The organism is Rhizobium sp. LARHSG275, assembly GCF_052871115.1.
Genome location: NZ_JBIXJN010000017.1, coordinates 65,543 through 87,403, shown reverse-complemented (window position 1 = coordinate 87,403; position 21,861 = coordinate 65,543). Strand labels below are relative to the sequence as shown.

24 protein-coding genes are annotated in these 21,861 nt (G+C 61.7%); 15 read left to right on the top strand and 9 right to left on the bottom strand.

All coding sequences use genetic code 11. The features are described from left to right. Positions 1-50: 50 nt before the first annotated feature. Entirely contained in the window at positions 51-698 is a 648-nt protein-coding gene (locus ACIPSK_RS22705; protein ID WP_162115398.1) for an NUDIX hydrolase, read from the bottom strand. Between the two features lie 68 nt (positions 699-766). Between ACIPSK_RS22705 and ACIPSK_RS22700 the strand changes: the two genes are divergently transcribed. Together ACIPSK_RS22700 and ACIPSK_RS22695 are read left to right on the top strand one after the other, a co-directional pair. Then, on the top strand, positions 767-1,222 hold the full coding sequence (locus tag ACIPSK_RS22700) for an SRPBCC family protein (RefSeq protein ID WP_162115397.1): 456 nt from the start codon (positions 767-769) through the stop codon (positions 1,220-1,222). Positions 1,223-1,259: 37 nt separating this feature from the next. After that, positions 1,260-1,694, top strand: coding sequence for an N-acetyltransferase family protein (locus ACIPSK_RS22695; RefSeq protein WP_446532970.1), 435 nt, complete (start codon positions 1,260-1,262; stop codon positions 1,692-1,694). A 38-nt stretch (positions 1,695-1,732) separates the two neighbouring features. Here ACIPSK_RS22695 and ACIPSK_RS22690 read toward each other — a convergent pair whose 3' ends face one another. From ACIPSK_RS22690 to sppA, 3 genes are all read right to left on the bottom strand, one after another. Next, positions 1,733-2,065 (bottom strand): LapA family protein, encoded by a 333-nt coding sequence (locus ACIPSK_RS22690; protein ID WP_017966752.1) that lies wholly within the window; start codon positions 2,063-2,065, stop codon positions 1,733-1,735. A gap of 266 nt (positions 2,066-2,331) precedes the next feature. Continuing rightward, positions 2,332-2,631 carry an integration host factor subunit beta gene (locus tag ACIPSK_RS22685; protein ID WP_003544934.1) on the bottom strand — a complete coding sequence of 100 codons (300 nt, stop codon included), beginning with the start codon at positions 2,629-2,631 and terminating at the stop codon, positions 2,332-2,334. Positions 2,632-2,660: 29 nt separating this feature from the next. Continuing rightward, on the bottom strand, positions 2,661-3,611 hold the full coding sequence (sppA, locus tag ACIPSK_RS22680; RefSeq protein ID WP_162115396.1) for a signal peptide peptidase SppA: 951 nt from the start codon (positions 3,609-3,611) through the stop codon (positions 2,661-2,663). Positions 3,612-3,836: 225 nt separating this feature from the next. Here sppA and lptC point away from each other — a divergent pair, with 225 nt between their 5' ends. From lptC to ptsN, 7 genes are all read left to right on the top strand, one after another. After that, positions 3,837-4,502, top strand: coding sequence for an LPS export ABC transporter periplasmic protein LptC (gene lptC, locus ACIPSK_RS22675; protein ID WP_162115395.1), 666 nt, complete (start codon positions 3,837-3,839; stop codon positions 4,500-4,502). A 15-nt stretch (positions 4,503-4,517) separates the two neighbouring features. Next, positions 4,518-5,153 (top strand): LptA/OstA family protein, encoded by a 636-nt coding sequence (locus ACIPSK_RS22670; RefSeq protein ID WP_162115394.1) that lies wholly within the window; start codon positions 4,518-4,520, stop codon positions 5,151-5,153. Positions 5,154-5,193: 40 nt separating this feature from the next. Further along, complete coding sequence (gene lptB, locus ACIPSK_RS22665) at positions 5,194-5,970, top strand: LPS export ABC transporter ATP-binding protein (RefSeq protein ID WP_130711100.1); 777 nt, start codon at positions 5,194-5,196, stop codon at positions 5,968-5,970. A gap of 155 nt (positions 5,971-6,125) precedes the next feature. Continuing rightward, positions 6,126-7,685 (top strand): RNA polymerase factor sigma-54, encoded by a 1,560-nt coding sequence (gene rpoN / locus ACIPSK_RS22660; RefSeq protein WP_162115393.1) that lies wholly within the window; start codon positions 6,126-6,128, stop codon positions 7,683-7,685. Between the two features lie 129 nt (positions 7,686-7,814). Next, complete coding sequence (locus ACIPSK_RS22655) at positions 7,815-8,738, top strand: DMT family transporter (protein WP_210254151.1); 924 nt, start codon at positions 7,815-7,817, stop codon at positions 8,736-8,738. A 292-nt stretch (positions 8,739-9,030) separates the two neighbouring features. Then, positions 9,031-9,606, top strand: coding sequence for a ribosome hibernation-promoting factor, HPF/YfiA family (hpf, locus tag ACIPSK_RS22650; RefSeq protein WP_017958734.1), 576 nt, complete (start codon positions 9,031-9,033; stop codon positions 9,604-9,606). A gap of 70 nt (positions 9,607-9,676) precedes the next feature. Continuing rightward, on the top strand, positions 9,677-10,141 hold the full coding sequence (gene ptsN / locus ACIPSK_RS22645) for a PTS IIA-like nitrogen regulatory protein PtsN (RefSeq protein ID WP_017966761.1): 465 nt from the start codon (positions 9,677-9,679) through the stop codon (positions 10,139-10,141). An 85-nt stretch (positions 10,142-10,226) separates the two neighbouring features. Here the strand turns inward: ptsN and ACIPSK_RS22640 are convergent, their stop codons facing one another. The 3 genes from ACIPSK_RS22640 to ACIPSK_RS22630 form a co-directional block, all read right to left on the bottom strand. Then, entirely contained in the window at positions 10,227-12,560 is a 2,334-nt protein-coding gene (locus tag ACIPSK_RS22640) for a methyl-accepting chemotaxis protein (protein ID WP_162115392.1), read from the bottom strand. A 345-nt stretch (positions 12,561-12,905) separates the two neighbouring features. After that, the gene (locus ACIPSK_RS22635; protein ID WP_162115391.1) at positions 12,906-13,805 is read right to left on the bottom strand and encodes a ribokinase; all 900 of its coding nucleotides are present in this window, start codon (positions 13,803-13,805) and stop codon (positions 12,906-12,908) included. A 105-nt stretch (positions 13,806-13,910) separates the two neighbouring features. Continuing rightward, on the bottom strand, positions 13,911-15,137 hold the full coding sequence (locus tag ACIPSK_RS22630; RefSeq protein WP_162115390.1) for a DNA recombination protein RmuC: 1,227 nt from the start codon (positions 15,135-15,137) through the stop codon (positions 13,911-13,913). Between the two features lie 201 nt (positions 15,138-15,338). On the opposite strand from ACIPSK_RS22630, the gene ACIPSK_RS22625 reads away from it, so the two are divergent. From ACIPSK_RS22625 to truA, 6 genes are all read left to right on the top strand, one after another. Continuing rightward, the gene (locus tag ACIPSK_RS22625; protein ID WP_162115389.1) at positions 15,339-16,835 is read left to right on the top strand and encodes a globin-coupled sensor protein; all 1,497 of its coding nucleotides are present in this window, start codon (positions 15,339-15,341) and stop codon (positions 16,833-16,835) included. Positions 16,836-16,932: 97 nt separating this feature from the next. Then, on the top strand, positions 16,933-17,448 hold the full coding sequence (def, locus tag ACIPSK_RS22620; RefSeq protein ID WP_162115388.1) for a peptide deformylase: 516 nt from the start codon (positions 16,933-16,935) through the stop codon (positions 17,446-17,448). 64 nt (positions 17,449-17,512) lie between these two features. Next, positions 17,513-17,797, top strand: coding sequence for a FitA-like ribbon-helix-helix domain-containing protein (locus ACIPSK_RS22615; protein ID WP_162115387.1), 285 nt, complete (start codon positions 17,513-17,515; stop codon positions 17,795-17,797). Next, positions 17,794-18,216, top strand: a complete 423-nt coding sequence (locus ACIPSK_RS22610; protein ID WP_162115386.1) for a type II toxin-antitoxin system VapC family toxin — start codon at positions 17,794-17,796, stop codon at positions 18,214-18,216. The genes ACIPSK_RS22615 and ACIPSK_RS22610 overlap by 4 nt, the downstream gene beginning before the upstream one ends. 20 nt (positions 18,217-18,236) lie before the next feature. After that, a complete protein-coding gene (gene fmt, locus ACIPSK_RS22605) occupies positions 18,237-19,172 on the top strand; it encodes a methionyl-tRNA formyltransferase (protein WP_446532969.1) in 936 nt (311 codons plus the stop codon). Next, positions 19,172-19,996 (top strand): tRNA pseudouridine(38-40) synthase TruA, encoded by an 825-nt coding sequence (truA, locus tag ACIPSK_RS22600; protein ID WP_162115384.1) that lies wholly within the window; start codon positions 19,172-19,174, stop codon positions 19,994-19,996. The genes fmt and truA overlap by 1 nt, the downstream gene beginning before the upstream one ends. Here the strand turns inward: truA and ACIPSK_RS22595 are convergent, their stop codons facing one another. Both ACIPSK_RS22595 and dapE read right to left on the bottom strand, forming a co-directional pair. Next, entirely contained in the window at positions 19,997-20,593 is a 597-nt protein-coding gene (locus ACIPSK_RS22595; protein WP_162115383.1) for a hypothetical protein, read from the bottom strand. Next, a complete protein-coding gene (dapE, locus tag ACIPSK_RS22590) occupies positions 20,580-21,773 on the bottom strand; it encodes a succinyl-diaminopimelate desuccinylase (RefSeq protein ID WP_162115382.1) in 1,194 nt (397 codons plus the stop codon). The genes ACIPSK_RS22595 and dapE overlap by 14 nt, the downstream gene beginning before the upstream one ends. Between the last annotated feature and the right edge of the window lie 88 nt (positions 21,774-21,861).

Below are 21,861 nucleotides of genomic sequence, written 5' to 3'. Positions count from 1 at the left end.
TGCGCAGCCGACCTGGCCCGGGCAAACGACAGGGTCACTCGGCGCGGCGCCTATTTCAAGCCCTCGAAGGTCTGTGTGCGAAGCCAGCTTTCCGCCGCATAGAGAGCTGCGACATGCATCGATTGCATGATGATGGCGCCGGACTGCAGGTCGCCCAGGATGGCAGCGAGATCCGCAAACAGCAGGTCGACCTTCTCGCCGGGGTCGAATGCCGGTTCGCCGACCTTGCTCAGGCCGAGCGCCAGCCAGCTCGTCACCACATTGCTGTGGTTGGCGGCATTCGGATAGGAGGTGAGCAGCTTGACGAAGGTGGAGGCTTCATAGCCGGTCTCTTCCCGCAGCTCGCGCCGTGCCGCCGCCATTGCCGCATCGCCGGTCTTGCTATCGCCGGGTTCGACGCCGCCGGCGACGAGACCGGCCACGATCTCGCCGCGGCCGTGCCGGTATTCCCGCGTCAGCAGCACGCGCCCGTCGGGCATCAGCGGAATGACGTTGATCCAGTCAGGATAATCGAGCACATGGAATGGCGCGATGACGGTTCCATCGGCAGTGACGCAATCGTCGCTCCGGACCCGGATCCAGCGATCTTCATAGGTGACGCGGCTTGCCGTCACGCTCCACGGCTTCAGTTCGTCGTTCATCGGCCCATCCCCTATGTGTGTCAAATATGTGCCAGGTCGGAGCCCGGCAGATAACATTCCGTCCCGCCTTGGCAAAGCGCTTTCCCGCTGGGATAAGATGAACCGATCGGAGATGGGGCTATCGAATGGATTTCACCGGCGAAGAACGCATCGCCGCGCCGCGGGACGTCGTCTGGGCAGCGCTCAACGATCCCGAGATCATGCGCGGTTGCATCCCAGGTTGTCAGAGCATCGAGCGGCTGTCGCCGAGCGCTTTCGAGGCGACGATCAAGGTCAAGTTCAGCCTGCTGTCTGCCACCTTTCATGGGCTGCTGACGCTTTCCCATGTGGATGCGCCGAAGAGCTACACGTTGTCGGCCGAAGGCAAAGGCGGTCTTGCCGGCTTCGCCAGGGGCAGCGCCGATGTCGTGCTCGAGGAAAGGGGTGCCGAGACCATACTGCAGTACCGGTCGAAGGCCGAACTCGGTGGCAGGCTCGCCCAGCTCGGTGCCCGCCTGCTCGATTCGACCTCGCAGAAGCTCGCCGAAGGGTTCTTTTCGGATTTCAATGCCGCTGTCGTCGCGAAGATGGCGGCCGGTTAGGCTTGGCGCGGGCTGAGGGTTTGTTTAAATCGACGTCATGACGTGGACCATCAGGCCGCCGCGGGCGGAAGATCAGGAAATGCTCGCGGAGATTTATCTTTCCGTGCGCCGCGAAACATTCGTCTGGGTCGACCCCGGCAAGTTCTACCGCGAGGATTTCGCCGCCCATACGAACGGCGAGACGGTCTTCGTCTGCGCGCATGAAAGCGGCAGCGTCGCCGGCTTCCTGTCGCTCTGGCCGGAGGACGATTTCATCCACATGCTCTATATCAGCCCTGAATTCCAGGGGCAGGGCGCTGGCACGGCGCTGCTGCACGCCCTGCCGGAATGGCCGCAACACCGGTACAGGCTGAAATACCTGGTGAAGAACCGGCGGGCAAAGGCGTTCTACCTTTCCCACGGGTTCCAGGTGACCGGCAACGGCGCCTCGCCGGAGGGTGACTATGAGGAATTGAGTTTTTTTCCGGTTTGAGACGCCGCCAAAACTGGCCGTCGACATGCCATCCGGCTTTACCGCGCCGGCAGCTGCCCGGCGATTTCCTCGGCACGGTTTTTGTGGCGGTCGGCCTCGCCTTGCCAGCGAATGGCTTCCTTGGCCTCGGTGCGGGCGCGTTTGCGGTGTTTGCCCTGGCTGAACCAGGTGGCGGCCGCACCGATCAGCATGCCTGTGATCAGCGCGATGAACAGGAAGACGAAGAAGGGCGCGGAAACTGCAAGCACTTGGTCTTCGGGCCGGAACGGATTGAAGGCGAGCGTGACGCTCTGCCGGTTGGCGACGCAAAAGACGATGAGGATGACGCCGAGCGGCAGCAGAATCAACAGGTTGACGATCTTCTTGGCCATTTGAGGTCTCCACGCGGCAGATTGCGCCGGTCTTTTTGCAGGGCGCGTTTCGTCCTTACAGCGCCGCGCGTCTTTGCGAGAGGCGTAAAATACGATGCGTTGCCAGAATAGGAAAACGGCCCTCGAGTTCAAGTGCGGTTTCGCCGCAGGCGATAAGCGCGTCGCAATCTTTCAGATTTGCTCCGCACGCTTTAGGTCTTTCTGTCGATGCATGTCGTTATCGCAAATCCGCTGCACACTTTTGCGCGACATGCTTGAGCAACTGCTCAATCCTCTTCGTCGGCCTGGCCGGGGTTGAGCCGCTCGCGCAGCTCCTTGCCGGTCTTGAAGAAGGGAACCCACTTCTCCTCGACGAAGACGGTATCGCCGGTCCGCGGGTTGCGGCCGGAGCGGGAAGGGCGGTTCTTGACCGAAAAGGCGCCAAAGCCGCGCAATTCGACACGGTTGCCCGCAGCCAGTGCATCCGTGATCTCGTCGAGAACCGCGTTGACGATATTCTCGACGTCGCGATGATAGAGATGCGGGTTGCGTGCCGCAACAATCTGCACCAATTCGGACTTGATCACATTCGCCCCCTTAAATTATTGATTTCTTATCAATCGTGGCCAACCTGCCAAACTGAAAGCAGCCCGTCAAGAAGCAACTTTGGGGGCAGGATTCCATTGATATCTTGGGTTTTGATGACATCATCATAACCGAAGATCGTAATCAACCGCGAAACAGCCCCAGCGAGCAGAAAGGGCGTATTGCTCTTCTTGTCCCAGTCCACCATCGGCAGTTCGCTGTCGACGCCGCGCGACTTCAGATAGGCGCGGATCTCAGCCTCGCCGCCGATTGCATCGACGAGTTTCACCTTCAGCGCCTGGCGGCCGGTATAGATCGTGCCGTCGGCCAGTTTCAGCACCTCGTCGCGCGGCAGCTTGCGCCGGTCGGCAACCAGGTCTACGAACCAGTTATAGCTGTCGACCACCATGCTGCGGATCATCGCCTTGGCCTCTTCGCTCGCCTCGTGGAAGGGCGAGGGCTCGGCCTTCAGCGGCGAAGACTTGATCTCCTGCAGCGAGACGCCGATCTTGTCGAGCAGCGGCTGGATCTGCGGATACTGGAAGATGACGCCGATCGAGCCGGTGATCGAGCTGTCGCCGGCAATGATCGTATCGCCGGCGGTGGCGATCATGTATCCGGCGGAGGCGGCAAGCGTGCGCACGTCGGAGACGACAGGCTTCTTGGCCGATATCGCACGGATCGCCTTGAAGATTTTTTCGCCGCCATAGGTCGTGCCGCCGGGCGAGGAGATCGAAATCACCGCCGCCTTCACCTGGTCGCTGGTCTCGACCTTCTTCAGCCGCTCCAGAAGCTCGTCGTCATCGACGATCAGCCCGGATATCGTCACATGGGCGATATGCGGGCGCTGCGTCCCGGCATCGCCGAAGGCAAAGTGGTAGAAGGCGAAACCAAGTGCCACGATGAGGGCCACCGCGAAGAGGCGCCAGAAGCCGAGCTTGCGGCGCAGCCGCCGGCGATCCGCGATGATCGAACTGTCCATGGAAACCTCCAGCGCTGGCACCGGCTTCGGCATGCCGCCGATCAATCCGGTGAAATAGGGTGGCAGCGGCCCGTACGAATGCCACTTTTGAATGTTTTTCCGTCGTGTTGCTTGTTGCAGAAAAAATTCCATATTGGCAAGCCAATGTAATAATGCGAAACGAACTGTGATTGGCGGCCCGCTTTGTTATTGAGGCGCGGCGATCACCGCACATGGACGAGGCCTATGCTCGATACCCTGAAGAACAACGGACATGCCGCCTATTCAGGGTCCGGCAGGAGCGCCTATGGCGACGCGTTGTTCCATTCCGCCCGCGTGCGGCGGCTGAAGATATTGCTGCCGGTGGCGGCCCTCACCATCGCGGCGAGCCTCACGGCGGTGGCGTTGGTCAGCATCTATCTGCCCGAGAATGTCAAGATGGAAGGCGCCAAGATCGAGAACGGCAAGGTCGTGATGGAAAAGCCGGCGATATCAGGACGCAATTCCGACGGCATCAACTATTCGATGCTGGCCGAAAGGGCGCTGCAGGATATCCGCAATCCCAATCTCATCACGCTCGAGACGATCAAGGCCGCCGTGCCGATGAATGACGGCCTGATCGCCCGCGTCGTCGCCTCGACTGCCGATTACAACCGCGCCACCGACAACCTGCATATGACGGCCCCCTTCACTCTGGTGCTGAGCAGCGGCCTCAATGCGAATTTCCAGTCCGCGCAACTCGACATCAAGGGCGGCAACATGCGGAGCGACGACCCCGTCACCATCACCAAGGACAATGCCTCCATTGTTGCGAAGACGCTTCAGATAACCGATAAGGGGCGGGTGATCACATTCGAGGGGAATGTTCGAATGAATGTCGATCCATCCACCATCCATAAACAGGGCACTTAACCAGCCGGGTCATCCATGACAAAAGATTGTCGCATTTCCACTTGCAAGACAGGCATGGCATTCATTGCCGGCACATTTGCCCTTATTCTGACGGCCTCGGGCGCGGGTGCGCAGTCGACCACGATGTCGGGCATGAAGCTTTCCAACGACCAGCCGATCCAGATCGAAAGCGACAAGCTTGAGATCCATGACCAGGAACACACCGCCCTCTTCACCGGCAAGGTCAAGGTCGTCCAGGGCACGACGACGATGCAGTCCGGCAAGATGACCGTCTATTACAAGGACAAGGCGGCAAAGCCGGCTGCTGACGGCGCGCAACCCGCCGCCCAGCCGGAGCAGTCGGCCTCGCTTGCATCGGGAAGTGCTGATATCGACAAGATCCTGGTGACGGACAAGGTCCTCTTGACCTCTGGCACGCAGACGGCGACCGCCGATGACGGCAATTTCGACATGGCCTCGCAGACATTCATCCTCACGGCAGATGAGGGGAACAAGGTTATTCTGTCGGACGGGCCGAACGTCTTCACCGGCTGCAAACTGACGGTTCACATGCAGACTGGCCAGGCGGAGCTTGAAAGCTGCGGCGGGCGTGTCCAGATTCAGCTCGATCCGAAATCGAAGCCGAATACACCGCAGCAGAAGCAGAACTGAGAAGCCGGCCTCCCACGTGAAATTATCATCGCTATCCACCATGTTCGGCAAGCCCGGGCCACAAGCTGCGGGTGCTGCCGACAAGAGCCGCTATCAGGGAACGCTGATCGCACGCGGTCTGACGAAGACCTATGCGACGCGGCGCGTCGTCAACGGCGTTTCGCTGGTGGTGCGCCGTGGCGAGGCCGTTGGCCTGCTCGGCCCGAACGGCGCCGGCAAGACCACCTGTTTTTATATGATCACCGGCCTTGTGCCGGTGGATGAAGGCACGATCGAGATCGACGGCAACGACGTCACGACCATGCCGATGTACCGCCGGTCGCGCCTTGGCGTCGGTTACCTGCCGCAGGAAGCCTCGATCTTCCGCGGGCTGACGGTGGAAGAGAATATCCGCGCTGTCCTCGAAGTGCATGTGAAGGACAAGGCCGAGCGCGAGCTGAAGCTGAACGAGCTGCTGGAGGAATTCCATATCCAGAAGCTGCGCAAGAGTGCCGCCGTCGCCCTTTCCGGCGGTGAGCGCCGCCGCCTCGAAATCGCGCGTGCGCTTGCGACCGACCCGACCTTCATGCTGCTCGACGAGCCCTTCGCCGGCGTCGACCCGATCTCGGTGGCCGACATCCAGAACCTCGTTCACCACCTGACGGCGCGCGGCATCGGCGTTCTCATCACCGACCACAATGTGCGCGAGACGCTGGGTCTCATCGACCGCGCCTACATCATCCATGCCGGTGAGGTGCTGACCCATGGCCGGGCGAACGACATCGTCAACAATCCGGAAGTGCGCCGGCTCTACCTCGGTGACAATTTCAGCCTCTGATGCCGGGCCGCGCGCAGAAATTCACCTTGTCGGCATAGTTCCGCTTGACCAAATCCAATAAAAAAGCAATTTTTGGGCCAACTTGGATTTCCGTGGCCTGAAGCCTTGATCGGACGCGGATTCCCGGAGGAATTGAGGGGAGTTTCGCGTCCGTCATGGCACTGTCCGCCAATCTTTTCCTGCGCCAGACCCAGTCCCTGGTGATGACACCGCAACTGATGCAATCCATCCAGTTGCTGCAGATGACGCATTTTGAACTCACCCAGTTCATCGCCCAGGAAGTCGAGAAGAACCCGCTGCTCGAATTTCCGTCGAATGACGGCGAGGGGGGCGGCGAACGAGGTGAGGCCGAAGATAGCGAGTATGCTCATCAGCCGGAGGATGCCGGGTCGGATGACGGTTACGACAACCGGACCGAGGCGCTTTCCAGCGACTGGTATGACAATGGCGGCAGCGCCAGCACAAGCCGGCTGAACGACGAACTCGACGCCAATTACACCAATGTCTTTCCTGATGACGGTGCCCCGCAGCGCCTCGATGCGCCGGAGCTCGTCAGCCAGTGGAAATCGATGCCGGGCAGCGGCGAGGGCGCCGATTACGATCTCGATGATTTCGTCGCCGGCCAGGTGTCGCTGCGTGATCATCTCGCCCAACAGATCCCTTTCGTCCTGCCTGACATGGCCGACCGGCTGATCGCGCAGAATTTCGTCGACCAGCTCGACGACTGCGGTTATCTGCAGGCCGATATCGTCGAGGCGGGCGAGAGGCTGGGCACGAGTCCCACACAGGCCGAGCGCGTGCTCGCCACCCTCCAGAGCCTTGATCCGCCGGGTGTTTTCGCCCGCAGCCTCGCCGAATGCCTGGCGATCCAGCTCAGGCAGAAGGACCGATATGACCCTGCCATGCAGGCTCTGGTCGAAAACCTCGAACTCCTGGCGCGGCGCGATTTCGCCACGTTGAAGCGGCTCTGCGGCGTCGACGAGGAAGATCTTCTCGACATGCTCGGCGAGATCCGCCAGCTCAATCCCAAGCCCGGCAGCGGTTTCGAGGCGGGTGTTTCCGAAGCGATCATGCCGGATGTGGTCGTCAGAGCCTCCTCTGATGGCGGCTGGCTGGTCGAGCTCAATCCGGATACGCTGCCGCGCGTGCTGGTCAACCAATCCTATTTTTCCCGCGTGACCCGCAATGGCGAGGATCATGCCTTCCTCTCCGATTGCCTGCAGAGCGCCAACTGGCTGACGCGCAGCCTCGACCAGCGGGCAAAAACCATCATGAAGGTGGCAAGTGAAATCGTCCGCCAGCAGGATGCCTTCCTGCTGCATGGCGTCGACTACCTGCGCCCGCTGAACCTGAAAACGGTCGCCGAGGCGATCAAGATGCATGAATCCACCGTCAGCCGCGTTACATCGAACAAATATATGCTGACGCCGCGCGGCCTCTTCGAACTCAAATATTTCTTCACCGTCTCGATCAGCGCCGTCGCGGGCGGTGACAGCCATTCGGCCGAGGCCGTGCGTCACAAGATCCGTGCGCTGATCCTGCAGGAGAGCCCGGAGGCGGTGCTTTCCGATGACGATATCGTCGAGATGCTGAAGAAGGGCGGCGTCGATCTTGCCCGCCGCACGGTTGCGAAATACCGGGAAGCGATGAACATCGCCTCTTCGGTGCAACGCCGCCGCGAGAAGCGGGCGCTCGCCAAGGTCGCCGGCTTCTAATGCCGTCATGCTTCGACCTGGATCGAAGCATCCCGCCCGCAAATCCCGTTATTCCTCTCCGGTGCCCTGCGTCTTTTCGGACGCGCAACGGCGCTGTAACCGTTTGAATTTTCTTGAACGAAGATCGAAATGCCGACGATGACGCCGCAAAATCCGAACCTTGCCAGAGAGCTTTTCCTGCTGCTGGTGCTGGCGACCCTCTGGGGTTCCTCCTATAGCTTCATCAAGATCGGCGTCGAGACTATCCCGCCGATAACGCTGATCGCCGCCCGCACGCTGATTGCCGGCGGCATTCTGCTTGCCGTGCTGCGCCGCCGGCGTGTCCGCCTGCCGCGCGATGGTGCGACCTGGCGCCGGTTTTTCGTTCAGGCCTGTCTGAACAGCGTCGTCCCCTTCACGCTGATCGCCTGGGCAGAACAGTCCGTCGATGCCGGATTGGCGGTGATCCTGAATTCGGCAACGCCGATCTTCACCTTCCTGCTGACCGTGCTGATCACCGGCCATGAGCAGGTGACGCTGCGAAGGCTTTTCGGCGTCATCGCCGGGCTTGTCGGCATCTGCCTCGTCATCGGCGTCGAAGCGCTCGACGGTCTCGGCGATAGCCTGATGGCGCAGCTTGCCATCATCCTGGCGACCATCTGTTATGCAGGTGCCGCGATTTTCAGCAAGAACTTCAAGGGGCTCGATCCCGCAGTGCCGGCGGCCGGCTCGTTGATTTCAGGCGCGGTCATTCTCCTGCCTGTGAGCCTCGTCGCCGATCGGCCATGGGAGCTCAATCCGTCGGCGGCATCGATGCTGGCGCTGCTTGCCCTCTCCGCCTTTTCGACGGCCCTTGCCTTCACGATCTATTTCCGTCTCGTCCAGACGCTGGGTTCGGTCGGAACCACCTCGCAAGCCTATCTCAGAGTGCCGATCGGTGTTGCGATCGGCATCGTTTTCCTCGGCGAAAGGCTGAGCCAGACGGCCTGGATCGGACTCGTCTGCGTGATATCAGGTGTCGCAGCCATGACGATCCCCGCGAGGACGAGCGCAACGCAAGCGCGAGGCGCATAAAGTGGATGGGGTGGCAATCGGCGGCATAACTTGCCAAGCAAGGTATCGACTACACGTTACCCGGGCGTCGGCGATGGTGATTCTCCGCCCTATTGACTTTTCGGTAGCCTCTGGCTAGAAGCCCGCCGCAATCGATGCCGCGAACGGCATCTGGAGTTATCCCCAGCATCAGAAGGGTACCAAGGACCCGCGGGCCTAAGCCGATCTTGCTTGAGATTGTGCGAAGTGCTTGGATGAACCTGAGGCTTGGCGTAAACTGATACCCGCAAACGACCATAAGAAGGGAAACTCCATGAGTGTGCGTGTATCCGGGAAACATATGGAAATTGGTGAATCCTTCCGTCAAAAGATCGAGGACCAAATTGGTATGGCCATCACGAAATACTTCGACGGGGGATATTCCGGCCAGGTGACCGTGGAAAAGGCGAGTTCTCGTTATTCGGCGGACTGCAAGCTGCATCTCGACAGCGGGGTGGTACTGCATGCGGCCGGCGAGGCGACCGACCCGCAGCTGGCTTTCGACGCCGCCTCCCAGCGGATCGAAAAACGGCTGCGGCGTTACAAGCGCAAGCTGAAGGACCATCACGCCGGAAACCATCTGAATGGTTTTGCAGAGGTCTCCTACACGGTTATGGATTCCGTTCCTGATCACGATGATGAAATCGCCGACGATTTCGCTCCGGCGATCGTCGCTGAAAGTACCAAGCAGCTGAAGACCATGTCGGTCGCCACCGCCGTGATGGCGCTCGACATGACCGACGAGCCGCTTCTCCTGTTCCGCAGCCCCGGCAAGGAACATCTGAACATCGTTTACCGTCGGCACGACGGAAATATTGGCTGGATCGATTCAGCCAGTATCAAAGGCTGAGATCGGCGTGGTGAGCGGCGGTGTTGCCGCCGCTCCTTGCATTTGATCCCGGCGACAGAAGGAAAAAGAAATGGCATTGGCAGATTTGCTCCATCAGGATGCGATCATTCCCGCCCTCAGAGTAAATTCCAAGAAACAGTTGCTTCAGGAACTGGCCGCAAGAGCCGCCAGGATCACCGGGCTTTCCGAACGGGAGATCTTCGACGTTATCCTGCAGCGCGAACGCCTGGGCTCGACCGGCGTCGGCAACGGCATCGCCATTCCCCACGGCAAGCTGGGAAACATCCATTCGATCGTCGGTATCTTCGCCCGGCTGGAGCAGCCGGTCGATTTCGAGGCGCTGGATGACCAGCCGGTCGATCTCGTGTTCCTGCTGCTTGCGCCGGAGGGCGCGGGTGCCGATCATCTCAAGGCTCTGTCGCGGATCGCCCGCGTGCTGCGCGATCACGATCTGGTCGCCAAGCTGCGCGCCACCGATTCCTCCCAGGCGATCTATGCCTTCCTCAACGAAGAGCAGGCGTCGAACGCTGCCTGACGCACGCCGCGCGATAACGCATCTATTCTCGAATGTAAAAAGCGCCTGATCTCTCAGGCGCTTTTTACATTACGGGGTTGGACGATCAGAACTCTTCCCAGCTGTCTTGCGCCACGGCCGCGGACCCGCGCGACGGAACAACGGAGCGACGGACCGCCGGGGAGCGAGGCGAAGGGGCCGCGGCTGCCGGCGCCCGCATCTTTTGTGCGACCGAGGCAAGCGCTGCGGCGTTCCTCGAACCTGAGACATTGAAGCGGGTGGCGAGCTGCTTCAGCGTCTGTGCCTCGTCGTTGAGTGCGACGCTCGCAGCAGTCGCTTCCTCCACCATCGCCGCGTTCTGCTGCGTTACCTGGTCCATCTGGTTCATGGCCTGGTTGATTTCCTTCAAGCCGACAGCCTGTTCGCTGGCCGATGCCGAGATCTGCCGGATGAGGTCGTTGATGCCCATCACCTGTTCGGCGATCTTGTGCAGCGTGCCGCCGGCGCGCCCGACGAGATCGACGCCTTCCTTGACCTGGACGGCCGAGGTGTTTATCAGCGTCTTGATTTCCTTGGCGGCATTGGCCGAACGCTGCGCGAGTTCACGCACCTCCTGGGCGACGACGGCAAAACCCTTGCCGGCTTCCCCGGCACGCGCCGCCTCGACACCCGCATTCAGAGCGAGCAGGTTGGTCTGGAAGGCGATCTCGTCGATGACGCCGATGATCCGCGAAACCTCCGTCGAAGATTGTTCGATCCCTCGCATCGAGGCAATCGCCTTCTGCACCACTTCGCCGGACTTTTCCGCATCCTGGCAGGCGAGGTTGACGTTGTCGGCTGCCGTACGCGCATTCTCGGCGCTGGAATCGACCTGCGCGGTGAGCTCGTTGAGCGCCGCCGCCGTCTCCTCCAGGCTTGCTGCCTGCTGCTCGGTGCGCTTGGCGAGGTCGGAAGCGCTGTTACTGATTTCGCCGGTGCCGGAGCCGATGTTGGCGACGCTGAGGTTCATCGTGTTGATTGTCTCTTCGAGGCTCGCAAGGGCGGCGTTGAAATCCTGTTTCAGCTTGCCGTATTCGCCGGGGAATTCGTCGGTGATGCGGTGACTGAGATTGCCCTGCGACAGCGCGGAAAGGCCGGCGCCAACGATCGAGACGATATGGCGCTGCAGCGACACCGATTCCTGGCGTTCCGATTCCGAGCGGCTGCGCTCGGTCTCGGCGGCCTGCCGCTGGTCGGCGGCCTCGTCTTCGAGGCGGCGGCTGTCGGCGAGCGTGAAGCGGAAGCCTTCCAGCGCCTTGGCGACCGAACCGACTTCGTCGCTGCGATCTTGGGCGGCGATTGGTTCGCCATATTGGCCGTCGCTCAGTGCCTTGACGCTGGCGACGAGGCCGCCGAGCGGCCGCTGCACGAAAGAGCGGACCGCGAAATAGAGCGCCAGCATGACGGCGCCAAGCACGATCAGCCCGTTGATGATCATGACGTAGGTCTGGTCTCGCACCGGCGCGTTGATTGCCGTGTGCGGCACGTCGACGAGCACGACCCAGGTGGCGTTGACGCCGGGGACCGCGAACGGATAGACGACACGATCGAAGGGATCGAGGCCGTCATAGGTGAGATCCCTGACGAGACCGGGCTGCTTGCTCGACAGCGCCGTCTTGACGATGTCGGCGCCCTCGCCGTCATATTCCTTGGTCATCAGGTCGGGGATCGGCGCGACGATCCAGTTGCCGGCCTGCGACAGCAGCGTGACGCGGCCCGAACCGAAAGGATGCAGCGCCTGCAGCTTGTCGGTCAGCGACTTCAGCGAAATATCGACACCGCCGACGCCGATCATCTTGCCGCCAGACATGACCGGATAGGCAATCGAGGTCAGCAGCGTCGGCACGTCCGTTCCCTCGGCCATATAGGGCGTGGTGATCGCGCCCTTGCCGCTGTCGGCGGCGAGCTTCCACCATGCGGCGGTATAATCATTGTCGAAGGTCGAATATTGGATGCCGCCGTCCTTGGTCTTCGACCAGTAGGGCGTGAAGGCGCCGTTCTTGTTGGTGCCTTCGTCATTATTGTTGGCGATCTCGGTGGTCTTGCCGTCAAGCGCACCGAGCTGCTCGCAGAACCAGCTGCCGAAGGCGAAGGCGTTCTGCTCGAGATTGGCTTTCAGAACGTTGATCATGCCCTTGCGGTCGAGCGATTTGCCTTCATGGCCGCGGCCGATGACGCCCGACATGGTGCGCGCGGCGCTGGCGAGTTCGCCGACATTGGCGGCGATTTCATTGGCGATCGATTTTGCCTCGAGGTTGGCCTGATCCATCGTCAGCGTCTGGACGCGATCCCGGGTCTGGCCGATGAGGAAAAAGTTCGAAACGATGAGAACAAGCGCGATGGCGATACCGGTGATGACGATGAGTTTCGCGGCAAGCGATTTCATGCGAAAAATGAACATGGGGTCCTCGGGCAAGGGTGCGCCGAACGGGCATTCTCCGGCGCAGGAGCGAAGGCTCGCCCGATCATGGGGCAGCCGCCTACAGCGCCGTGCGTCTTTTCGAGACGCGCAAAGGACGCTGTAGCACTTTGAATGGCTGCATAATTTTATCCTTAAATCGATTCCGATTTAAGGAATTATGCAGTCGACAGCTGGATTCCAAAAGCGCAGGGAACCGGCGGCCATGAGGAACATCGCCGGAAATCTCTTAAATTTGAATGAAACTCGATCGATCGAGACAAGGAAAATCGCCGGAACGCCCTGAATTACAGGGAGTTTTGCCGGCGGTTTCGCAAAGAGACGCCCCTATATCCTGTCTGCGACTTCCTCGCTCAAGGGGATCGAAGGTTGCGCCCCGGCCTTGAGGCAGGCGAGCGAACCGGCAACCGCCGCACGGCGCAGCGCCGAGACAAAATCGAGGCCGTCGTCGAGGCTGGCGGCGAAATAGCCGCAGAACGTGTCTCCCGCGCCGACCGTATCGACAGGTTCGATCTTGAGACCCTGCGCTCGTGAAATCGCCCGGTCGCGGATGGCGATGACCCCGTCGGCACCGAGCGTCACGATCAGCGTCTGGCCCGTCTCCGCATGCAGGCGCGCAAGGGCTGCCTCGCGTGCTTCGGCGTCCATGCCCTCCTGTCCGGCAAGCCGCTCGAACTCGGTCTCGTTGGCGATGACGATATCGGCAAGCCGGCCGAGACGCGGCGCATCGGGGATCAGCGGCGCGAGGTTGAGAATGCTGGTGACGCCCCTGGCGCGGGCGGCCGACAGCGCACGTTCGACGGCAGCAGCTGGCACTTCGAGCTGCAGCATCAGGATATCGCCTTCGTTCATGCGGCCGATCGCCGTCTCTGCATCGGCAGGCGTGACCTGGCCATTGGCGCCGGGAACGACGGCAATCATGTTCTCGCCGTCGCCGCCGACAAGGATCAGCGCCGTGCCTGTCGGACCGTCGACATGGTTGATGAGGGAAAGGTCGGTGCCTGCATCATCGAGCAGGGCCAGCGCCTCCGCAGCGAAAGCATCCTTGCCGACGGCGCCGGCCATATGCACGTAGCGGCCGGCGCGCCGCGCTGCCAGCGCCTGGTTGGCGCCCTTGCCGCCGGCGGCCGTCGCAAAGCCGTTGCCGGCCACCGTCTCGCCGGGCTTCGGCAGACGCTCGGTCGTGGCGATGAGATCCATGTTGATGGACCCGAAAACTGTGATCATGAAATGTGTCCCGTCTTCTAGAGCATGATGCCGAAAAGTGTGATCGGTTTTCGGCCGACATCATGCTCCTACTGTTTCATGCGGCCGAGACACTGCCCGAACCGGTCACTCCTCGTCAACCACCCGGAGCTTCAGAAGACCGGTGCGGCTTTCTACCGATTTGGCCGCGGCCTCGCCGTCGCGGGCGGGGGGTGCATCGCCGCCGCCCGCCTCAAATTCCAGCGCTTCGATCCTGGCGCCGCGTTTGGTCAGCTTGTCGGCCGACGTGACCACCATGTCGATATCCTTCTGCGCCATGGCGAAATGGCCCTGCAGCTTGCGCACCCGCTCGTCGAGGCGGCTGAGATCGTCCATCAGGATCGCCACCTCGCCCTGGATCAGATGCGCCTGCGCCCGCATGCGCTGATCCTTGAGCACGGCCTGGATAACCTGGATCGACAGCATCAGCAGCGACGGCGAGACGATGACGATGCGGGCGCGGTGCGCCTTCTGCACCACCGGCTCGAAGTGCTCGTGGATCTCGGCGAAGATCGATTCGGACGGCACGAAGAGAAAGGCCGTATCCTGGGTTTCGCCCTGGATTAGATATTTCTCGGAAATGTCTCGGATATGGATTTCCATATCGCGGCGGAACTGCTGGCCGGCGATCTTGCCGGCCTCGGGGCTGCCGGCATCGCGGATCGCGTTCCAGGCTTCGAGCGGAAATTTCGCGTCGATCACCAGCGGCGGCGCGCCGTTCGGCATACGGATCGTGCAGTCCGGCCGTGAACCGTTGGACAGCGTCTGCTGGAAGGCGTAGGCGCCCATCGGCAGACCGTCGGCAACAATCGTTTCCATCCTGGACTGGCCGAAGGCGCCGCGCGTCTGCTTGTTGGACAGAATGGCCTGCAGTCCGACGACATCCTTGGCGAGCGTCTGGATATTGTTCTGCGCGGCATCGATGACCGCCAGCCGCTCCTGCAGCCGTTGCAGGTTCTCATGCGTCGATTTCGTCTGCTCGGTGATCGTCGAGCTCATGCGCTGCGACATGCCGTCGAGGCGTTGGCTGATCGTCTGGTTGAGTTCGCTCTGCCGCGCGCCGAAGACCTCGGTCATCGCCGCGATGCGGCCCTGCATCTCCGCCTGGATCTTCAAAAGCTCGGCCATCCGCGCTTCGTTTTCCTCGGCACGAAACCTCGCTTCCTCCGCCTGCTCGCGGCGAAGGCTGGCGCCGCGCAGCAGAAGCACGATCACCAGCAGGGCGAGGGCGGCGAGAACGCCGCCGGCAAGCGCCAGCATGGCCGGACTGATTGAGGCAAGGGAAAGGGCGAGCGATTCGGAATGGATGGTCATACGGCAAGCATAACAGAAGAAACGGCGATATATAGATCAAAACGTGAACGGAATGGACGGCGTGCAATATCCTCGCACGCTATCGCTCTTCTCGCTCGGCGAGAAGAAATCGCCGTCCGATTTAACGATTGCTCAACCATATTGGCCAAAACCTGCGGCGCAGAAATTCCGTCCCGCGCCGCGCCAAGTACAGAGACCTCCATGACCGCCCAGCAGACCGACAATGCCCTCAGGCAGCGCCTCGATTTCATCGAACTGGATGAGGCGGCGCGCAAGTCGATGCGGGATCTGCGCCCTGTGATATCAGAGCTGATCGGCGGCGCCCTCGACAAATTCTACGCCAAGATCGCCAAGACCCCTGCTGTCGCCGGCTTCTTCGCCGATAAGAATCACGTCGGCCATGCCAAGAAGCGCCAGCAGGATCATTGGGCCAATCTTGCCGGCGGCGCGTTCGATGAGAGCTATGTCAACGGCGTGACCGCAGTCGGCCGCACCCACGCCCGCATCGGGCTGGAGCCGCGCTGGTATATCGGCGGTTACGCCATCGTCATGTCCGAGCTCGTCAAAGGCATCATGGAGAAGCAGTGGCCGTCGATCTTTGCGCGCCGAGAGGGCAAGGCATTGGCCGAGAAGCTGTCGGCCGTCATCAAATCAGGCATGCTCGACATGGATTATTCCATCTCGGTCTATCTGGAAACGCTCGAAGCCAAGCGTCGCGCCTTGGAAGAAGAGCGCGCCCAGGCCGAATCCGACCAGGCGATCGCGCTGGAGCAGCTGCGCCGCGGTCTGGAAGCGCTGTCGAAAGGCGATCTTGAAGCCACCCTGCCGTCCGACCTGCCGGGCAATTTCAGGCAGATGGCCGAGGATTACAACCGCGCCGTCAGGGCGCTAAGCCAGTCCTTCGCCTCCGTACGCGAGACCTCGGGCCATATCATGAGCGGCGCCGACGTTATATCCAATGCGACCAACGATCTGGCGCTACGAACCGCCCAGCAGGCGGCAGGCGTCGAGGAGAGCTCGGCCGCCCTGCAGCAGCTGTCTGTCAGCGTCGGCCAGACGGCCGCCAATGCCGAGAACGCTTCGGCCGCCGTGCGCGAGACGCAAGAGAAGGCGAAGAACTCCGGCGAACTCGTCACCAGCGCCGTCTCGGCGATGGCCGGCATCGAGAAATCCTCGACCGGGATCTCCAAGATCATCGGCGTCATCGATGAGATCGCCTTCCAGACCAACCTGCTGGCGCTGAACGCTGGTGTCGAGGCGGCTCGCGCCGGCGATGCCGGCAAGGGTTTTGCCGTTGTCGCCCAGGAAGTCCGCCAACTCGCCCAGCGGACCGCGGAAGCCGCCAAGGAGATCAAGAACCTGATCTCGCAGAGCTCGACCCAAGTCAACGAGGGCGTCGGCATCGTCTCCAGCACCGGTGAGGCGCTCAGCGATATGATCAGCCGCATCGATATCATCAACCGTTTCGTCGCCGATATCGCCGCGGCTGCCCGCGATCAGGCGACCGGCGTCAACGAGGTCAGCCTCGCCGTCCGCAACATGGGTGTGATCACCCAGCAGAATTCGGACATGGTCGAGCACTCCTCGGCAGAAACCCGCCGGCTCAAGGATGAGGTGGAGAGCCTGATTGAGCTGCTGCGGCGCTTCCGCGCCCGGCCGGAGGGACGTTCCGCCGGTGCTGCTCGACGGGCTGCCTGAGGCCAATATGGCAAAATTCCAGGCGGGGATGCAAAAAAGCGTATTCCCCGCCTGCCGGATAATTCCATAGTCGGAAAAGATGGGTTATGGGAACGCCATGACCATCAAGCCACTCATCATTCTTCCCGATCCCGTTCTCCGCCAGCTGTCCAAGCCGATCGAGCGGGTGGATGCCGACCTGCAGCGTCTTGCCGACGATATGCTGGAAACCATGTACGACGCACCGGGCATCGGCCTTGCCGCCATCCAGATCGGCGTGCCGCGCCGCATGCTCGTCATCGACATCGCGCGCGAGGGCGAGGAAAAGCAGCCGCAGGTCTTCATCAATCCGGAGATCCTGACATCCTCCGACGAGCGCTCCGTCTATGAGGAAGGCTGCCTTTCGATTCCAGACTATTATGCCGAGGTCGAACGCCCGGCCACCGTCTCGGTCAAGTATCTCGACCGCAACGGCAAGGAACAGACCGTGGAAGCCGACGGCCTGCTCGCCACCTGCCTGCAGCACGAGATCGACCACCTGAACGGTGTGCTCTTCATCGATCACATCTCGCGGCTGAAGCGGGAGATGGTGATCAAGAAATTCACCAAGGCAGCGAAGTCCAAGGCGCTCTGACGCTGCGTTGAAAATTTGCCAGCGAGGCACTATGATATCACTGATATCATGACGGAGGTGCCGAATGGGTGATTTTCTGATCAGAAATATTTCCGAGGCAATGAAGCGAGACATTGCGGAATCGGCGCAGCGGAGCGGAAACAGCCTTTCTGACGAGGCCAAGGAGCTTTTGCGGGAAGCGCTGAAAAGAAAAACCGAAGCAAAGCCAGAGACTTCGTCGGCCTATGAAGCGATACGCGCCGCTTTCGTCGGCGAAAACGCGGTAGACGATGAATTCGCTGCAATCATGGACGAAATCGAGGCGGCGCGGAAAAACGATTTCGGCCGGCCGTTCGAGGATTTCGAATGATCGTTCTCGATACGAATGTGATTTCCGAGTTCGCCAGGCCATTGCCGAATGAAAACGTGAAGGCCTGGATACTGCGGCAGGATGGTTCGAGAATCTGGCTTTGCACGGTTGGCTTGATGGAGCAGATTTACGGAGCCGAAAGGGTTTTCTTGAAGACAGGATCGGACCGCTTCTCTCGCGCGATCGAGAATTTGGTGAAAGGCCAGTTTCGCGATCGTATCGCCGGCTGGGATTTGGAAACGGCCATGGCAACCGGTCGCTTGCGGGAGAAACGCGAGAACATGGGGCGGCCGATTTCGGTCCAGGATGCCATGATTGCCGCCATCTGCCTTGCAAACGGCGCGACGCTTGCGACCCGCAACACCCGAGATTTCGAGGGGCTTGATCTCAAGCTCGTAAATCCGTTTGAAGACGGTTGATCCTCAATTGGCGAGATAAAATGTCTCTTCGCATCATTTTCATGGGAACCCCGGAGTTCTCGGTTCCGACCCTGCGCCTGCTCGTCGATGCCGGCCACAGGATCGTTGCGGTCTATACGCAGCCGCCGCGGCCGGGCGGCCGGCGCGGGCTCGATCTGCAGAAATCGCCGGTGCACCAGGCGGCCGAACTGCTCGGCCTGCCGGTCTTCACCCCGGTCAATTTCAAGGACCCCGAGGAGCGCGAGAGGTTTCGTGCTTTCAATGCCGATGTGGGCGTCGTCGTTGCCTACGGGCTGCTGCTGCCGGAAGCGATTTTGAACGGGACAAGGGATGGCTGTTACAACGGTCATGCCTCGCTGTTGCCGCGCTGGCGCGGTGCGGCACCGATCCAGCGGGCGATCATGGCCGGCGACGCAAAGACCGGCATGATGGTGATGAAGATGGACAAGGGTCTGGATACCGGCGCCGTCGCACTCACCCGCGAGGTCGAGATCGGCCCGAACATGACCGCTGGCGAGCTGCACGACCGGCTGATGCTGGTCGGCGCTAAGGCGATGGCGGAAGCTATGGTGAAACTCGAGATGAACGACCTGCCGCTGACGCCGCAGCCGGATGAGGGCGTGCTTTACGCCGCCAAGATCGACAGGGCCGAGACCCGCATCGATTTCGCCCGCGATGCGCGGGATGTGCACAATCACATCCGCGGCCTCGCGCCGTTTCCGGGGGCCTGGTTCGAGCTGGAGATCGGCGGTAAGTCGGAACGGGTAAAGGTGCTGGGGTCCGAACTGGCTGAAGGTCAGGGTGCAGCCGGGCAACTGCTGACGGACGATCTCGTGGTTGCCTGCGCTTCGGGTGCTGTGCGGCTGACCAGGTTGCAGAAGGCCGGCGGCAAGCCGCTGGCGACGGCCGACTTCCTCAGGGGCACGCCGCTTGCGGCGGGCACGAGGCTTAGCTGATGCCGCGTTTCCGCATGACCGTCGAATATGACGGCGGCCCCTATGTCGGCTGGCAGCGGCAGGAGAACGGCCCCTCGGTGCAGGGCGCGATCGAGGCGGCGGTGCTGTCGCTGACCGGCGAGACGGTCTCGGCGCGCGGCGCGGGACGCACCGATTCCGGCGTCCACGCCATGGGGCAGGTGATCCATGCCGATCTTTCGAAGGACTGGTCGCCCTACCAGCTGCAGAATGCCTTGAACGCGCATCTGAGGATTGCCGGCGAGCGTGTCTCCATTCTCGACGTCGAGGTGGCTCCCGAATTCTTTGATGCGCGCTTTTCGGCGCTACGGCGCCATTACCTCTATCGCATCGTCAGTCGCCGGGCGCCGCTGGCGCTTCAAGCCGGCAAGGCCTGGTGGGTGCCGAAGGTGCTCGATCACGAGGTCATGCACGCCGCCGCCCAGCGGCTGGTCGGTCGGCACGATTTTTCCACCTTCCGCGCCGCCCATTGCCAGGCAAACAGCCCGGTGCGAACGCTCGACCGGCTGGATGTGACGCGTAACGGCGAGCTGATCGAGATCCGCGCCACGGCGCAGAGTTTCCTCCACAATCAGATCCGTTCCTTCGCCGGCACGCTGAAGCTTGCTGGCGAAGGCAAATGGACGCCTGATGATGTCGAGGCAGCGCTTAAGGCGCGCGACCGCAAGGCCTGCGGCCCGGTGGCGCCGCCGGACGGGCTCTATTTCATGCAGGTGGATTATCCCGACGTCATCCCCGACCGCCGGAGGCCGGTCACCGTTAATGATGACGGTGCCGATGAAAGCGATAATCTGTCGGAGGCTTGATCAGGCAGGATAGATGCCGAGGAAGTGCTGCAGATATTCCGAAAGGATCATCGATGGCACGAGCAGCACCAGTGTCATCGCGCCGACCATCAGCGCATGACCGTGACAGATCATCCGGAGAATGCGCGCCAGGACGAAGACCTGCGCCAGCATGAAGGCGAGCAGCAGCAGCGAGACGAGGCCCACGGAGCCGGGCAGGAAGAACACCAGTGCCAGCAGCAGCCCGTTGATATAGGAGAGCGGCACGCCGAGCCAATTGACGCTGACGACGACCGGGGCGAAACGCTCGCCCATGCGAAAAGTAAGCAGCAGCAGCCCGGCAAAGACCAGCGGCACGAACCAGTTGGCGACCTCGACGAGGCCGAGCCTGAAATAGAAGGCAAAATCGACATCGGCTTCCGGCGGCATAGAGCGCAGGAAGGCCTGCCGCCACCAGAGCCAGGAAATGCCCATCGGCGGCAGGCACCAGGCCATCGCCCAGAACGAGCGGTTGACGCCGCGCTCGGACATGTCGAGGTAGCGGAAGCCGCGCGAATCCAGCCGGATCAGCAGCCAGAGGCCGGCCAGGTAATACTGAACCTCTCTAAAGCCCGGCATTGGCGAACCAGTGAGCGATGAAGGTTTCGTAGATCGCCGTCAGCGTCTCCAGATCGGCGACAGCGACGCGCTCGTCGACCATGTGCATCGTCTGGCCGACGAGGCCGAACTCGACGACCGGGCAGTAATCCTTGATGAAGCGCGCATCCGATGTGCCGCCGGTGGTCGAAAGCCGCGGCGATTGGCCGGAAATGCTTTCGACGGCTGAAGACAGCGAGGCGATCAGCGCATTGTTGCGCGTCAGGAAGACATGGCTCGGCCGGTCGGCCCAGACGATATCATAGGCCACGGGTTCGCGGCCCGGCCGCAAGGCGCCATCCCGGGCGGCGGCGTCAAGACGGCGCAGGATTTCGGCACGCAGCGTTTCGACGGTCCAGCTGTCGTTGAAGCGGATGTTGAAGCTCGCCGAGGCCTTGGCCGGAATGACGTTGGTCGCCGGATTGCCGACATCGACCGTGGTCACTTCCAGGTTCGACGGCTGGAAATCGTCGGTGCCGCCGTCGAACGGCGGGTCCATCAGCGCGTGAGTCAGCTGCAGCATGCCGCGCACTGGATTGTCGGCGAGATGCGGATAGGCGGCATGGCCCTGCACGCCGTGAACGGTGATCCTGCCCGACAGCGAGCCGCGCCGGCCGATCTTGATCATGTCGCCGAGCCTGTCCGGATTTGTGGGTTCGCCGACCAGGCAGGCATCCCAGCGCTCGCCGCGTTCGGCCGCCCATTGCAGCAGCTTGATCGTACCGTTGATCGCTGGACCTTCCTCGTCGCCGGTAATCAGGAAGGAAATCGAGCCCTTGGGCGGCCCGTTTTTCTCGACATGGCGGGCGACGGCGGCGACAAAACAGGCGATGCCGCCCTTCATGTCGACGGCGCCGCGGCCGAAAAGCTCGCCCTTGGAAATCTCGGCGGCAAACGGCGGATGCGTCCAGGCGGCTTCGTCGCCGACTGGCACGACATCGGTATGGCCGGCAAACATCAGATGCGGGCCGTCCTTGCCGAGACGGGCGTAGAGGTTTTCGATCTCCGGTGTTCCCTCTTCGCTCGCCTTCACCCTGTCGACCGCAAAGCCGAGCGGCGCAAGCATCGCCTCCAGCGCCGTGAGCGCGCCGCCTTCGGCGGGCGTCACGGAGGGGCAACGAATCAGCGTCTGAAGATTGGCGACGGGGTCGGTAGCGGTCATAGCGGTCGAACTATCCGGCGGGAATGGCAAAGACATGGCAAGGCGGGGCCGCCTCGCGTAAAAAGACGCCGTCTGTTTACCGGATCAA